This window comes from Romboutsia sp. LXY-2, from assembly GCF_056171995.1.
In genome coordinates this window covers 548,279-563,611 of the sequence record NZ_JBKFGI010000001.1, presented here as the reverse complement: position 1 = coordinate 563,611, position 15,333 = coordinate 548,279, and the positions used below count along the sequence as shown (strand labels likewise).

14 protein-coding genes and 1 riboswitch are annotated in these 15,333 nt (G+C 29.4%); of the genes, 12 read left to right on the top strand and 2 right to left on the bottom strand.

All coding sequences use genetic code 11. The features are described 5' to 3' along the window. Positions 1–117: 117 nt before the first annotated feature. On the bottom strand, positions 118–636 hold the full coding sequence (locus ACI48P_RS02720; protein WP_475213220.1) for a nitroreductase family protein: 519 nt from the start codon (positions 634–636) through the stop codon (positions 118–120). Between the two features lie 222 nt (positions 637–858). Between ACI48P_RS02720 and ACI48P_RS02715 the strand changes: the two genes are divergently transcribed. The 10 genes from ACI48P_RS02715 to ACI48P_RS02670 all read left to right on the top strand — a co-directional run bounded on the left by ACI48P_RS02715 (position 859) and on the right by ACI48P_RS02670 (position 13,031). Then, positions 859–1,392, top strand: coding sequence for a biotin transporter BioY (locus ACI48P_RS02715; protein WP_475213218.1), 534 nt, complete (start codon positions 859–861; stop codon positions 1,390–1,392). 2 nt (positions 1,393–1,394) lie between these two features. Beyond that, a complete protein-coding gene (locus tag ACI48P_RS02710) occupies positions 1,395–1,781 on the top strand; it encodes a DUF1284 domain-containing protein (RefSeq protein ID WP_475213216.1) in 387 nt (128 codons plus the stop codon). Positions 1,782–2,038: 257 nt separating this feature from the next. Beyond that, positions 2,039–2,932 (top strand): CAP domain-containing protein, encoded by an 894-nt coding sequence (locus ACI48P_RS02705; RefSeq protein WP_475213215.1) that lies wholly within the window; start codon positions 2,039–2,041, stop codon positions 2,930–2,932. Positions 2,933–3,180: 248 nt separating this feature from the next. Continuing rightward, positions 3,181–5,775 carry an ATP-dependent chaperone ClpB gene (clpB, locus tag ACI48P_RS02700; RefSeq protein ID WP_475213213.1) on the top strand — a complete coding sequence of 865 codons (2,595 nt, stop codon included), beginning with the start codon at positions 3,181–3,183 and terminating at the stop codon, positions 5,773–5,775. 194 nt (positions 5,776–5,969) lie between these two features. Next, complete coding sequence (locus tag ACI48P_RS02695; protein ID WP_475213212.1) at positions 5,970–6,782, top strand: ZIP family metal transporter; 813 nt, start codon at positions 5,970–5,972, stop codon at positions 6,780–6,782. A 96-nt stretch (positions 6,783–6,878) separates the two neighbouring features. Beyond that, on the top strand, positions 6,879–7,592 hold the full coding sequence (locus ACI48P_RS02690) for a DUF434 domain-containing protein (protein ID WP_475213210.1): 714 nt from the start codon (positions 6,879–6,881) through the stop codon (positions 7,590–7,592). Positions 7,593–7,724: 132 nt separating this feature from the next. Next, positions 7,725–8,210 carry a thiol peroxidase gene (gene tpx / locus ACI48P_RS02685; RefSeq protein WP_475213208.1) on the top strand — a complete coding sequence of 162 codons (486 nt, stop codon included), beginning with the start codon at positions 7,725–7,727 and terminating at the stop codon, positions 8,208–8,210. Positions 8,211–8,392: 182 nt separating this feature from the next. Continuing rightward, the gene (locus tag ACI48P_RS02680) at positions 8,393–8,965 is read left to right on the top strand and encodes a DUF2238 domain-containing protein (RefSeq protein WP_475213206.1); all 573 of its coding nucleotides are present in this window, start codon (positions 8,393–8,395) and stop codon (positions 8,963–8,965) included. A 178-nt stretch (positions 8,966–9,143) separates the two neighbouring features. Further along, on the top strand, positions 9,144–10,034 hold the full coding sequence (locus ACI48P_RS02675; protein WP_475213204.1) for an AraC family transcriptional regulator: 891 nt from the start codon (positions 9,144–9,146) through the stop codon (positions 10,032–10,034). 319 nt (positions 10,035–10,353) lie between these two features. After that, positions 10,354–10,436, top strand: a riboswitch (cyclic di-GMP riboswitch). Between the two features lie 210 nt (positions 10,437–10,646). Next, positions 10,647–13,031, top strand: a complete 2,385-nt coding sequence (locus ACI48P_RS02670) for a glycosyl hydrolase family 18 protein (RefSeq protein ID WP_475213202.1) — start codon at positions 10,647–10,649, stop codon at positions 13,029–13,031. 136 nt (positions 13,032–13,167) lie between these two features. On the opposite strand, the gene ACI48P_RS02665 is transcribed toward ACI48P_RS02670, so the two are convergent. Beyond that, complete coding sequence (locus ACI48P_RS02665; RefSeq protein WP_475213200.1) at positions 13,168–13,515, bottom strand: hypothetical protein; 348 nt, start codon at positions 13,513–13,515, stop codon at positions 13,168–13,170. Between the two features lie 346 nt (positions 13,516–13,861). On the opposite strand from ACI48P_RS02665, the gene ACI48P_RS02660 reads away from it, so the two are divergent. Together ACI48P_RS02660 and ACI48P_RS02655 are read left to right on the top strand one after the other, a co-directional pair. Next, a complete protein-coding gene (locus ACI48P_RS02660; protein ID WP_475213198.1) occupies positions 13,862–14,536 on the top strand; it encodes a hypothetical protein in 675 nt (224 codons plus the stop codon). A gap of 334 nt (positions 14,537–14,870) precedes the next feature. Further along, the gene (locus ACI48P_RS02655; RefSeq protein WP_475213196.1) at positions 14,871–15,329 is read left to right on the top strand and encodes an RrF2 family transcriptional regulator; all 459 of its coding nucleotides are present in this window, start codon (positions 14,871–14,873) and stop codon (positions 15,327–15,329) included. The last annotated feature ends 4 nt before the right edge of the window (positions 15,330–15,333 follow it).

Genomic DNA, 15,333 nt, shown 5'->3' with positions numbered 1-15,333 from the left:
AGTTATAAAGTAATAAACTATGATAAAAAAGATTATAAATTGAAAACCTTTTAATTTGTAGTAAATCAAAAGTTATAACAAAGTTAAACTAAATGAATTTATTATAACAAAGTTAAACTAAATGAATTTATTATAATGAATTTTACTAAAATTGAAGTCTGAATCATTGTAAGGTTTCTTTTCTTCATTTTTATATCCGATGGATAAAACACATAACACACCATAATTATCAGGTATATCTAGTACTTTTTTTACATCAACCTCAGAGTCTCCATTTTCACTTTGTCTTTGTCTCATTTGGATCCAACAAGACCCAAGTCCTAGAGCTTCAGCTTCTAGTTGGATTATAGTAGCTACAATAGACGCATCTTCAACCCAAACATCACTGATCTCTGTATTTGCTACTATTGCTATAGCTGTTGGTGCAGTTTTAAGTCCTAAAGTTCCCATGTTTTTACACTTTTCTAGTTTTGATAAAGTTTTTTTATCATTAACTACGATAATCTCAACAGGCTTTTTATTTTTTGAAGATGGAGCAATTAATGCACATTTCAATATTTTGTTTAGTAGATCTTTTTCAATCGGGGTATCTTCATATTTCCTTATACTTCTTCTACTCTTTAGCAACTCTAACATATTACTCACCCTTTCATCCATTTATTACTAGTATTATATCAATTGATATATGGATTATCTATATTTTGAGTTCGTTAATATCTAAAAAAAACTATGGATTGTTTGAGTGGATATAAATATAAATAAAAACACTTAAAAAAATTGCTTTTGAACTAGAATTGATATAAAATAAATGTAAACCATAAAAAATAAAATGGTTTACTAAAAATGGAGGAAGTTTATATGAAATTAACAACTAAAGAAATTATAGTGTGTGGTTTATTTGCTAGTATAACTGCAGTATTATCTCAAATATCAATACCATTACCATTTACAACAATTCCACTTACGATGCAAGTATTTGCAATAATGTTGTCTGGAATATTATTAGGTCCTAAACTAGGGACTATATCTCAAATAATATATGTGCTTCTTGGTTCGATTGGTATTCCAGTATTTGCACAAATGAGTGGGGGTATGGGAATAGTACTAGGGCCTACAGGAGGATTTATTTTATCTTTTCCTTTAATAGCTTTAATAGTAGGTTACTTTTCTAAGAAGTATAAAAGTAAGCCAATGGTTTTTATTGGAATGATAATAGGCCTTATAATAAGCTATACAATAGGGACTCTTCAATTCTGTTTTGTAACAGACATGACTTTTATGGCAGGCTTAATGGCATGTGTAATTCCGTTTGTTGCAGTAGATATATTAAAAATAATATTAGCATATATAGTAGGAACTAGTATAAATAAAAGAATCAACTTAGGAGTGTAATAATGATAAAAATAAGGCCACATCATATATTATGTATGAAAGCTTATGTTGGTAAAGGTTATAGTGAAGATTTTAATATTAATATGAAAAAGATAATTAATGAGTTAAAAGATGATTCACAGGATATTCAAATTGTATTTGGTTTAGATGATATATGTTCAAAATGTCCATACAATTTAGGCAATCGGCTTTGTAAAAGTCAAGAAAAGGTTGAAAAAATAGATTCAAAAATTATAGATTACTTTGATATAAAAGAAGATAAGTATATTTATAAGGAATTAAAAGATAAGATATACAAAAAAATGAATGAAGATATGTTTACAGATATATGTAGTAATTGTGCATGGTATACTCTAACTAATTGTAAAGAGCTAAATTTAAACTTATAACACCTATGAAATAGAGGAGCTATAAATTGAATTTAGCTCTTTTTTTATTTTTAAAATTCTTATGAAAGCTAGTGTTTAACAGGTATAAGGAAGGTTTTGTATAAGTGGAAAGGGGTAACTACAAAAAACTACCAATAGAAAATGTCGAAATATGTGATATTATAGATTTAACAAAAGGTTACAAAAAGGTTACAAAACATTACAAAAAAGTAACAAATGTAATTCGTAATCTCAAAATTCAAAAAGAGGTGAAGGATATGACAAAGAAAATTAAACATTTAGTAGCAATAGGAGCTGTATCGATAATAACATTAGGAGCAACTGTTCCAGCAAGTGCACAAACTATAAATAGACAAACTACTTGCAAAACTCACAAAAGTAGTTGTTCAATAAAAGTTGGTAATAAGAAAAGCAACTGTAATTTAAACAACTGTGGAACTGATGATTGCGAATCTAACCATGGTAACTCTAGTAGCTGTGATTTAAATAAAATATTAACTCCAGAAAAATTACTTAATAATATATTAGTATTATCAGGAAAAACATGTAACAATAATACAGCTAAGCCAGAGCAAACTCCAAATGAAACTCCAGCATTACCAGGAGATTCAAATGATAACAATACTGTAGTACCAGAAGAAAAGCCAGAGCAAACTCCAAATGAAACTCCAGCATTACCAGGAGATTCAAATGATAACAACACAACAAAGCCAGAGCAAAAGCCTGAACAAAAACCAGAGGAAAATCCTGGTACTTCAAGTGATTATGCAGCATTCCAACAAAGGGTTTTAGAATTAGTTAATGCTGAAAGAGCAAAAGTTGGAGCAAAACCATTAACATTAAATGCAAAGTTATCAAATGTAGCAACAACTAAATCACAAGACATGATAGACAAAAACTACTTTGACCATAACTCTCCAACATACGGATCTCCATTTGATATGATGAAGCAATTTGGAATATCATATAAGAGTGCAGGAGAAAATATAGCTATGGGACAAACATCTCCAGAAGAAGTTATGAAGGCATGGATGAATTCTGACGGACATAGAAAAAATATATTAAACTCTAGTTTCACTGAAATAGGAGTAGGTGTAGCTAAAAACGCTAAGGGTCAATTATACTGGACTCAAATGTTCATAGGAAACTAAAATAAAAATTAATAATAATTATATAAATGAAGGCTAGTCAATTTGACTAGCTTTTCTTTTTGCTTCATATAAATTGTATATATTGGAATTTAGAATAAATCAAAAATATTCTGTTGACAAAATTATTTAAGAGGAGTATATTTTTATTAACGAGTTAGCACTCGATAAATGAGACTGCTAACAAAATATAAATTTAAAATATGCGTATAATAAATATTGCTTAAATATAGAAAGTGGAGGGTTTAGATATGAATGTAGATAGAATGACAATAAGAGTACAAAATTCTTTAAATGATGCTTTTAATATTGCAGTAAAAAATCATAATCAGCAAGTTGATGTAGTTCATCTTTTTGCAGCCCTTGTAAATCAAGAAGATGGATTAATTCCAAATATATTTGATAAGATGAATGTATCTGTAGATTCATTAAAAAATACAATAGATTTAGAATTAAGAAAGCTTCCTCAAATACATGGAGAAGGTATAAGTTCACAAGGGGTTACAGCTACTAGAAGAATAAATGAAGTATTAATAAAAGCAGAAGAAATATCAAAAGAGTTTAATGATGATTATATTAGCGTTGAGCATGTTATGCTTGCTATGATGGATATGGAAAGTAATAATATAGTAGGGAAAATACTAAGACAATTCAACATTACTAAGAAAGATTTCTTAGATGTATTATCAAAAGTAAGAGGAAATCAAAGAGTAGAAACTCAAGATCCAGAAGGCACATATGAAGCTTTAGCACGTTATGGAACAAACTTAATTGAATTAGCTAAGAAAAATAAATTAGACCCAGTAATAGGTCGTGATGAAGAAATAAGAAGAGTAATAAGAATATTATCAAGAAGAACTAAAAATAACCCAGTATTAATTGGTGAGCCTGGTGTTGGTAAAACAGCTATAGTTGAGGGTCTTGCAGAAAGAATAGTAAGAGGAGATGTTCCAGAAGGGCTTAAGGATAAAGTAATATATGCCTTAGACATGGGGGCATTAATAGCTGGTGCAAAATACAGAGGAGAGTTTGAAGAAAGGCTAAAAGCTGTATTAAAAGAAGTTGAAGGTGCAAATGGAAATATAATACTATTTATAGATGAGATACACACAATAGTTGGAGCTGGAAAAACAGAAGGTTCAATGGATGCAGGTAACTTAATAAAACCAATGCTTGCGCGTGGTGAATTAAACTGTATAGGTGCAACAACATTTGATGAATATAGAAAATATATAGAGAAAGATAAAGCATTAGAAAGACGTTTCCAACCTGTAATAGCTGAAGAGCCAAGTGTTTCTGATACTGTATCAATTCTTAGAGGATTAAAAGAAAGATTCGAAATTCATCATGGTATAAGAATACATGATAATGCAATAGTAGCAGCTGCAAAATTATCAGATAGATATATACAAGACAGATATTTACCTGATAAAGCAATAGATTTAATAGATGAAGCTGGTGCTATGATAAGAAGTGAAATTGACTCCTTACCTACAGAACTTGATACTGTAAGAAGAAAGTTATTCACACTAGAAACAGAAAGAGAAGCATTATTAAAAGAAAATGATGAAAAAAGTAAAAATAGACTTGAAAAGCTAGGAAAAGAAATCTCAGAGTTAAAATCTAAAAATGATGAGATGAGTGCTAAATACGAAAAAGAAAAGCAACAAATATTAGGTATTAAAAACTTAAAAGCACAACTTGATGAGGCTAAAGGAAATGTTGAAAAATACGAAAGAGAATATGATTTTAATAAAGCTGCTGAAGTAAAATATGGAGTGATTCCAAAACTTGAAGAACAAATCAAAGAATATGAAGCAAAAATTAAAGAAAGCTATGAAAATGCTCTTTTAAAAGAGGAAGTAACAGAGAATGAAATATCTGAAATAGTTGCTAAATGGACTGGAATACCAGTGGCTAAACTTGTTGAAGGTGAAAGAGAAAAATTATTAAAACTAGAAGATGAACTTCATAAGAGAGTAATAGGACAGGATGAGGCAGTAACTGCAGTATCAAATGCTGTAATACGTGCTCGTGCAGGACTTAAAGATGAAAATAAACCAATCGGTTCATTTATATTCTTAGGACCTACAGGAGTTGGTAAAACAGAACTTGCTAAGACTCTTGCAAACAACTTATTTGACAGTGAAGATAATATAATAAGAATAGATATGTCAGAGTACATGGAAAAACATGCAGTATCTAGACTTGTAGGGCCACCTCCAGGATATGTAGGATACGAAGAAGGCGGGCAACTAACTGAAGCAGTAAGAAGACATCCATATTCAGTAATATTATTTGATGAAATAGAAAAAGCTCATGAAGATGTATTTAATATGTTCCTTCAAATATTAGATGATGGTAGACTTACTGATAATAAAGGCAAGACTGTTGACTTTAAAAACACTCTTATAATAATGACATCAAACATTGGTAGTCACTATTTATTAGAGGCTGGTGATAATATAACAGACCAAACTAAAGATATAGTTATGGATGAAATGAAACGTAGATTTAAGCCAGAATTCTTAAATAGAGTTGATGATATAATAATGTTTAAACCTTTAGATTTAGAAGGTATAAAACAAATAATTGATATATTCATGAATTCTTTAAGAAAGAGATTAAAAGAAAAAGATATAAAAATTGAAGTAACTAATAGTGCAAAAGAAATAATGGCAAAAGAAGGATACGATCCAGTTTATGGAGCTAGACCATTGAAGAGATATATAAGTAATACATTAGAAACTATAATTGCTAAGAAAATGATAGCAGGAGAAGTTCATAATGGATGTACTGTAGTTATAGATGGAAATGAAGATAATATAAATGTAACTGTAAAATAATATATATAATAGGGGTTGTAGCTAATAGTTAATTGTTAGCACAACTCCTATTTTTATTAGAGATAATTTATGGATAGGGTAAGTTTATATGTGTTGATAAAAATTGTACAAATTATTAAAAGTAAGGAACCTAACATGAATACTTTGAATATAAATACTATACAGAGATGAATATGAAAATAGGAGGGACATATATGGAATGGTTTTTAGAGCAGTCTCCTGTTATACAAGCGCTGATAGCAACATTATTTACATGGGCAGTGACAGCATTAGGAGCAGCGGTAGTATTAATATTTAAAAGTATAAATAGAAGGATTTTAGATTCTATGTTAGGTTTTGGAGCGGGTGTAATGATAGCCGCGAGTTTTTGGTCATTATTAAATCCTGCCATTGAATTAAGTGAACAAATGGGAGTTCAGTGTTCTTGGATTGGACCTGCTTTAGGCTTTTTCGCAGGAGGAATATTTATTGTTATATCTGAGAAGTTTTTAGATAAATATTATTTTACAAAATGGAAAGACAATGATATGAATAGAGAAAGTAGCTCATTAAAGCGTAGTATGTTATTAGTAGCAGCAGTTACAATTCATAATATACCAGAGGGATTGGCTATTGGAGTCGCTTTTGGTGGTGTAGCATCAGGTGTTGAGGGAGCTACAGTAATTTCAGCGTTATTACTTGCTTTAGGAATTGGATTACAAAACTTTCCAGAAGGAGCAGCAGTGTCCTTACCTTTAAGAAGAGAGGGGTATAGTAGAGGAAAGTCATTTTTATACGGTCAAGCATCAGGTATGGTGGAGCCTTTAGCAGGTATGCTAGGTGCATTTGCCGCTATAACTATTAGAAGTATGTTACCATTTTTATTAGCTTTTGCTGCAGGTGCTATGATTTCTGTAGTGTCTTCAGAGCTAATACCAGAAAGTGCAAGTGAAAATAAAAACTTAGCTGCAATAGGAGTAATTTTAGGATTTATGGTTATGATGATATTAGATGTTGCCCTAGGTTAACACATTAAAGTAGATAGTTAAGAAGAGGCATATTAGTCTCTTCTTTTTGTGCATATTAGAATAATAATATATCATCTCAATTAAGGAGTGTAGTTAATGAGCAAAATATCAAAAAGAGGGTATCATGAAAGTGATATAAGGTGGTTTTCAGAAAAAGAGTTAGTTAGACTGAATAAGGCTAAAGAAGAGATAGAGTGGTTAATAGATAGAGAATATAAAATAGAATCAGTAGTTACATTTGTAGGAGATAGATATCAGTTTTCAATAAGACAAAGAGATGCACTTAAAAGGGCTACTTGTACCACAAAACAGAAAGAATTAAGAATGTCTAAAAGATTATCTTGTGATGAAATAAAAAATGATGGTATATACATAGATGGATTTAATTTAATAATTACCTTAGAGGTAGCATTATCCGGTGGAACTTTGATACAAGGTAGAGATGGGAATATTAGAGATTTAGCAGGGCTTAGAGGGACTTATAAAATAATTGATAAAACAGATATAGCTATAAAAATAATAGCTGATTATTTAGAAAAACAACAAGCGGAACATGTAAAAATTTATTTAGATGCCCCAGTTTCAAATTCAGGTAATTTAAAATGCAATATATTAGAGATAATGGAAAATTATAATTTTATTACTGAAGTAGAGTTAGTAAATAATGCAGATATAGTATTAGATAAGCTAGATAGAATTGTAAGTAGTGACGCGGCAATAATTGATAAATGTAGTGGCTATTTTAATTTATGTAAATCAATAATAGAAGATTATATTCCTGAGGCTAAAATAATTAATATTAATTTGTAATCGATACAACGGTGTTCATATATAACCTCATGTACAAAAATTTTAAATAAATCTGTGATTAGAATAAGACACATAGGGTAAATATAAAATGTGAAACAAATAAATTAAGTTACACAATAAGGAGGAAATATTATGCAAGTTACATTCCAAGGAGCGCCATTAACATTAGAAGGAAACCAAGTAAAAGTAGGAGATGTAGCACCAGATTTTACTGTTGTTGGAAATGACTTAAACCCTATAAAGTTTAGTGATATAAAAGGTAAAAAGATACTAGTTGCAGTACCATCATTAGATACACCTGTATGTGATATGGAAGTTAGAAAGTTTAATCAAGAAGCATCAAAATTGAATGATGTAACAGTTTGCACAATATCTATGGACTTACCATTTGCTCAAGCTAGATGGTGTGGGAATGCAGGAGTAGAAAATGTAATAACTGCATCTGATTATAAGGATAGAGAGTTCTCTAAGAACTATGGATTATATATAAAAGAATTAGGATTAGTATCAAGAGCTGTAATAGTTGTTGATGAATCAGGAAAGGTTACTTATACAGAATACTTATCTGAGATAACTAATGAGCCTAATTATGAAGGTGCGTTAGCTTTTGTTAAATAAAATCTAGCAATTTGCTTAATAAAAGTATATCGAATTATGTTTATAATTTCGATATGCTTTTTTTGTGCTATTAAGAAAAGTATACTATGTAAGCAAAAGAAGGCTTTGATCAAAAATAAGGTTATAAAAATATATTAGCTAGAAATAATAGATATTAACTAAGTAATAAGGAGGGTAATAATTTGAATGATAAAAGAGTTAATATATTTAAATACATACTTTATATAATATATGTTTTTTCTATAGGATTTTTTCTTTTTAAGAAAGACTATGGAAGATTTGGACTTTGTGTACTTTCACTAGTTATTTTGTTTGTATTAACAAAAATATATTTGAAAAAATCACCTGTTCTAGATAAAAGCGTATATTTAGTAGGGAATTTGTTTATTTTATTTTCTTTTGTTCTAGGATCATCATATAATTTATATGATAAAATAAAAATTTATGATGATTTACTACATTTTTGGTCAGGATTTATAACTGTCAAAATAGGATGGAATATTTTAAAAGATTCAGATGTAAAATTAAGTGCAGGGAAATTGTGGCTTTGTGTAGTTTTATTTTTCTTCGCAATAGGAATCTCTTCAATTTGTGAGATAGCAGAGTATTTACTAGATACTTATGCACACATGAAAACACAATCTGGTGGTCTAAAAGATACAATGCAAGACATGATAGATGCGTCTATTGGAGCAATAATAATGATTATTTATTATTATAATAAGTATTTATCAAAAGACCCAACCTTAAGGTGAAAGTAAATAATAGATAATATTATTGAAAATATATACAATATTAAAGTTATCTTGATAAACTCTTGTTTATTAAGATGGCTTTTTTTATACAATTAAATAAACATAGCAATTTAGGAACAATATAACTTCAATTAAGTTGATATACTTTAATTATCACGTGATGAAAGTAGGTGAACAATTGAATTATAGCGAAGTAATGTCAAAATCTATTGAGTTTATTGAAGAAAATATAAATAATGAATTAACTCCGGAGTTGATTTCAAGTAGATGTGGATATTCTACTTTTCATTTTTGTAGAATATTTAATATGTATTATGGTATTACTTTGATGGAATATGTAAAGAAAAGAAAATTATCCTTGGCGGCTATGAAACTATTTGATGGAAATAGAATTATAGATATAGCCTTGGAGTATGGATTTGATACACACAATGGATTTTCGAAAGCATTTAAAAAAGAGTATGGATTTAGCCCAACACAATATATAAAACGCATGGAAGGCTGCTATTCTAATAAAGAATCAATATGTAAACTTGGAGGTTATATTATGAATCCTATTATTGTAAATAAGCCTGCATTTAAAGTTGCAGGGTATGGTATAAAGACAAATATTTCTAATGGAAGTTTTACTAAGGATATTGCTTCATTTTGGAGTAATTACAATGGTGAAAATTTAGAAAGTAAAATGTATGAAATTTTAAAACCAGAAAAACATGGTGAAGTTGGAGTATGCATTCCATCTTGTAACAAAGATGGAGAAGCGACATATCTTTTGGGTGTACTTGTTAATGATTTTAAATCTGTTACAGAAGACATGATTACAATAGAAATCCCAGAAGCAACATATGCGGTCTTTACAACTCCACCAGTGGATACGACTGATGATTTATCTCAAGATGATTTTGCTAAAATAATAAAAGAAACTTGGAAATATATATTTGAAGAGTGGTTTAAAGATAGTGGCTATGTTTTTGATGAAGAAAAGATAGACTTTGAATTTTATGATGAAAGATGTCACCATAGAAAAGATACTGTTATGGATATTTATGTTCCTATATTAGAAAGATAGATTTACAATTGTATTAAAATTTCAAGTTAAAGAGTGCTAGAAATAGTGCTCTTTTAGTGTCCAATAAAACATATGATTTCACAAGTTGTAATGAAAATTATTGTTGAATCTATGTAATACCAATAAAATAAGGTTTTGAGCGTAAAATATTTTAAGCAACAGACGAAGAGGAAAGGTTTATTTATAAATAACTCTTTTTGCATATTAGTAAATTATAGCTAAAGTTATTATAATACTGTGACGTACATAATGTATATACATTTCGTTGGATGTACAGGTGAATGTATATACAATTAAATGGAAGATTATTAATAAATAAAATTTAATAGGGCAAAATTAACGAAAGTTAGTGACGCAAAGCTATAGGGGCTAAGGAAAAATCTATGCCAGCCAGTTGCCAAAGAGTATTTATATATTTTTTGTAGGCTTTATTTATGCAAAAGTTATTATCTTAACATGTTTTACCAAAACATATTGAAATACTTATCAAATAGGCACCTCTATTAAATTTAGTTTATACCTAAAACATTTTTGCACCGCAAAATGCCAGGTGATTTGCGGATGTAGTAGCTCAAATGTAGTAAATTTTTATTTGAAATTATAGGAGGTATTATGAAACTAAAAAAATTAAGTAAAATCATGTCATTAGCAACATTACTTACAATGATAGTGACACCACTTAACGCTTCAGCACTAAAATCAGGTGATTTTGAAACTACTCAAGTAAATCAAAAGAATGAAGACTTAGAAAGAAAAATAGTTGGGTATTTTCCAGAGTGGGCTTATAAAAGCAAAGAGCACAACTATTTTAATGTAACAGATTTACAATGGGATTCTTTAACTCATATTCAATATTCTTTTGCTATGGTAGACTCACAAACAAATAAGATATCATTTGGTGATAAATTTGCAGCATTAGAAGAAAATTTTGAAGGTATGGATTTAACTTATAACGGAGAAAAAATAGAATTAGATGAAAGTTTACCATACAAAGGTCATTTTAATCTTTTACAACAGATGAAGAAAAAATATCCAGATGTTCAATTATTAATGTCTGTTGGGGGATGGGCAGGCTCAAAAGGATTCTACACAATGATGGATACTGATGAGGGAATAGATACTTTTGTTCAATCATGTGTAGACTTTGTAAGACAGTATGGTTTTGATGGGGTAGATATAGACTTTGAGTTCCCTTCATCAACTAGTCAATCTGGTAACCCTGACGACTTTGAGGTTTCTGAGCCAAGAAGAAAAACTATAAATGCAAGATATAACATAATGATGAAAAAGCTTAACCAAGCTTTAGATAAAGCAGCGGCTGAAGATAATACAGAATATCTTTTAACAGCAGCTGTAAGTGCGTCATCATGGGTATTAGGTGGAGTAGAATCAAATGAATATGCAAAAGAATTAGATTTCTTAAGTATAATGTCATATGATTATCACGGTGGATGGAATGAGTTTGTTGAAAATCAAGCTAATATATATCCAGACCCAGCAGATAGAGAAACAATGAATATGATAAGGCCAGTTCTTGGTATGGACTGGTCATACAAGTATTATAGAGGGGTATTACCTCCAGAAAAAATATTAATGGGTGTACCATATTACACAAGAGGATGGGAAAATGTTCAAGGTGGAAATGGAAACGGACTTCATGGTTCAAGTAAAACACCAGCAACAGGAAAGTATAACATATGGGGAGATTTAGATGCAAATGGTAAGCAAATACCTGCAGGAGCAAATCCATTATGGCATGTACTAAACTTAATGGAACAAGATCCAAATCTAAAAGTTCATTGGGATGAAGTGGGTAAAGTACCATATATATGGCAAAATAATGAAAAAGTATTCTTAACTTTTGAAAATGAGCAATCGATAGATGAAAGATTAAAGTATATAGAAGAGAAGAATCTTGGTGGAGCTTTAATTTGGGTTATGGATGGAGATTATGGACCAAATCCTAATTATGTAGAAGGCTCAAATGATGTAAACGAAGGTAAGTATACATACGGGGATACATTAACTAAGAGATTAAGTAGTGGTCTTGATAAAATGGGCCCTGCTAATAAAACAGAAGAAGACAATAAAAACTTAGAAGAAATCGGTGTAGAAGTAAACTTAACAGGAACTTATGACCATCCAAACTATACATATGATTTTGAAGTAACTAACCACACTAAAGAAAAGATAGATGGTGGATGGGAGTTATCATTTGATTTACCAAAATCAGCAATATACAAATCATCTTGGGGAGGTACTGCTACTGAAAAAGATAATGGAGATTTTACTACAATAACATTGAAATCTTCAGGATGGCAAAGCTTAGAACCAGGAGCAACTACAAACCTTCAAGGTATGATAGGACTATGCTTCTCAGATGTAAGAAATGTTACTTTTAACGGAATGAAGCCAGTTGGAGAAAATGGTGGAAATGACGGTGGAGGTAGTGGGCCAGAAGATCCTAAGAATCAAGCACCAGTATTAAATGGAGTAGTAGATAAAACTATAACGGTTGGAGACAGCTTTGATAAAATGGCTGGTATAACTGCGAATGATAAAGAAGATGGAGATTTAACATCAAAAATAGATGTACAAGGAAATATTGATACAACGAATGTATGTACATATAAGTTAACATACACTGTTATAGACAGTGAAGGATTAACAACGTCTAAAGAGAGAACAATAACAGTAAAAGAAAAGCCTTCAACATCAGGAGATACATATAATCCAGATCAAGTATATTTACAAGGTGATAGAGTAGTATATCATGGGCAGGAATATGTAGCTAAATGGTGGGTAAAAGGAGAAAATCCAGACACAAGTGCAGCTTGGGAACTAGTAATAGAAACAAATCCTGATGGAAGTCAAGAATATATGCCAGGTAAAGCTTATGTTGGAGGTGATATAGTAGTATACAACGGTCAAAAATATGAAGCTAAATGGTGGACAACATCTACACCAGGAAGTGATGACTCATGGAAGTTAGTATAAAAAGTGTAGTAAAAGTCAATGATAGAAAGAAACCACTTTAACACAACATTTTATTAAATAAAAAACACAAATAAAGAGAGCGATAATGTAGGTTAATACCTGATTATTGCTCTTTTTATTATTTAAATAATATTTTTTAGATTTTAGATAATAAAATACCATTATCTTTGAATTTAATATTGTAGTGTGAAAAAATAATCAGAATCTGATGTAATCCTACACTAGAAATCATACTCATTGCACTGAAGAAAGATATATCACCAACTTCAGATATCATAGGGGCAAACCCAAAAGATCCTAAAAAAGCAGAACCATCATAAGATTTCTCAAGAGTATACTTACATCTATTTCTAAAAGCACTAGAAATATTTACATTATCTAAAGGCTTAAATGATTTTACTATTTTCTCATCAAATATAAAAATATTAGGTTCATTATTTTTAAGAGCAGCTTCTAATTCAGCTTTAGTTTTAACATTATACATAATTGTAACCTCCGTAGCTAATTGTATAAAAACATATGAAAGATATTTTACCATCATAAAATACAATTTACTAGGAGATAAGTATATAAATATTTATAAATAAAGTTATGTTTTGAATGAATACTAAAAATGATAGGATGAAAATAAACATGTAAATGTTATATAATATTAAATAAAGACTAAAAAATTTCTGTATGAAAAAATATGGATAGCTAACTAGTAGATACTGGGGGATATCAATAGTTATAGCAAGATATTTAATTGGGGAGAACAAAGGAAAGAAGGGTCTTTGTTTTAATATTATGTCAATAGATAAATATGAAACGAGGATTTATAGGGGGAATTTATGGATAAAAAGACTGTAGGAATAATAGTTAAAAATGATTATGATGATATACTTTACCACGAAAATAACTTTTTTATAAAAATAGAAATTGATAAAAAAGAAGATTTAAGGTTCACACTGGAAGATAAACTTAGAGAAATTCTAGATAAAAAAGCATTTAGAGTAGATAAGGTTTCTAAAAAAATTCCTAAGCTTGATTTATCAAATAAAGGAAATGATACTGAAGATATTATTATGTACTTAGTTAAGGTTTATATGTATTGTGATAACTCAAAGTTTTTACCTAAAGAAGATATTCTAGATAGTATATCTACATCAATGTATAAAGACTATTATTTAAAATACATTATAAGATATAATAAGTATCGTAATTTAGTAGATTCATATATGTCTATACCTATTTTTCTATTTTGGATTGTAGTTATACTTGTTATACCCGCTGAAACTAGATCTGATTTTATATTAGATACTATATTTAATCACTTTTGGTTTGGAATTATTGTATATATAGCGCTGCCAGTATTTATTTTATATAATTTTATTATACCTAGGATTTTAAATAATTTATTAAATTATGAAATAAGTGAAAAAAATATTAAGATGAGTAAATGGATATATTTTATCTCCTATATTGTATTTTATTTTGCCTTACTTATAAACATATGGAGTAAGTAATACATAAAGAACGATTAAGATATCGAATGAAATCTTAACAATTTTTATATGAAGGAATTTAAAAGAGGGGGTATGATTACATACTCCTTATTTGTATGTAAAAAGGTGTGATGAGCTATCTGAATTTACATTGACGCTACGAAAATATCGAGTTTTAAGCAATGGGACAGGAGCCTACCGAATAGACGTTGGCCCATGAGCGAAGCGAATTTTAATTCCTACAAAAATACTATGAATTTAATCTTGACAAGTTTACTAGGTTATAATAAAATAAGTTTAAAGATAATTCCTACTGAAACAGTATGAATTAGATTTCGTATAGAGGGTGATAATAATGAAGTTATCTACTAAGGGTAGATATGGGCTAAAAGCTATGTTTGAATTATCATTAAATCAAAACGATGGACCTGTTTCTTTAAAGGTTATTGCTAAAAAGCAAAATATATCAGATCAATATCTTGAACAATTATTCTCAGCCCTAAAGAAAGCTGGACTAGTGAAAAGTGTAAGGGGTGCCCAAGGAGGTTATCTTCTTAATAGAGACCCAAAAGATATTACGGTTGGTGATATACTGACAGTTCTTGAAGGACCAGTATCACTATCGGATTGTTTATTAGATGATGAGATTTGCGAGAATTCAAATATATGCGTAACTAAAGTTGTTTGGGAGAAGATAAAGAAGGGTATAGAAGATGTTATAGAGTCTATTACACTTCAAGACATGATAAATGACTTCAACAAAAACAAATTAGAAAACGACATAACAAATATAACTAATATAATTATTAAATAGATAT

What these genes read in the sequence shown, in the direction of transcription:
- ACI48P_RS02720 (WP_475213220.1), bottom strand. Translation starts at nt 636, where the DNA reads ATGTTAGAGTTGCTAAAGAGTAGAAGAAGTATAAGGAAATATGAAGAT.
- ACI48P_RS02715 (WP_475213218.1), top strand. Translation starts at nt 859, where the DNA reads ATGAAATTAACAACTAAAGAAATTATAGTGTGTGGTTTATTTGCTAGT.
- ACI48P_RS02710 (WP_475213216.1), top strand. Translation starts at nt 1,395, where the DNA reads ATGATAAAAATAAGGCCACATCATATATTATGTATGAAAGCTTATGTT.
- ACI48P_RS02705 (WP_475213215.1), top strand. Translation starts at nt 2,039, where the DNA reads ATGACAAAGAAAATTAAACATTTAGTAGCAATAGGAGCTGTATCGATA.
- clpB (WP_475213213.1), top strand. Translation starts at nt 3,181, where the DNA reads ATGAATGTAGATAGAATGACAATAAGAGTACAAAATTCTTTAAATGAT.
- ACI48P_RS02695 (WP_475213212.1), top strand. Translation starts at nt 5,970, where the DNA reads ATGGAATGGTTTTTAGAGCAGTCTCCTGTTATACAAGCGCTGATAGCA.
- ACI48P_RS02690 (WP_475213210.1), top strand. Translation starts at nt 6,879, where the DNA reads ATGAGCAAAATATCAAAAAGAGGGTATCATGAAAGTGATATAAGGTGG.
- tpx (WP_475213208.1), top strand. Translation starts at nt 7,725, where the DNA reads ATGCAAGTTACATTCCAAGGAGCGCCATTAACATTAGAAGGAAACCAA.
- ACI48P_RS02670 (WP_475213202.1), top strand. Translation starts at nt 10,647, where the DNA reads ATGAAACTAAAAAAATTAAGTAAAATCATGTCATTAGCAACATTACTT.
- ACI48P_RS02665 (WP_475213200.1), bottom strand. Translation starts at nt 13,515, where the DNA reads ATGTATAATGTTAAAACTAAAGCTGAATTAGAAGCTGCTCTTAAAAAT.
- ACI48P_RS02660 (WP_475213198.1), top strand. Translation starts at nt 13,862, where the DNA reads ATGGATAAAAAGACTGTAGGAATAATAGTTAAAAATGATTATGATGAT.
- ACI48P_RS02655 (WP_475213196.1), top strand. Translation starts at nt 14,871, where the DNA reads ATGAAGTTATCTACTAAGGGTAGATATGGGCTAAAAGCTATGTTTGAA.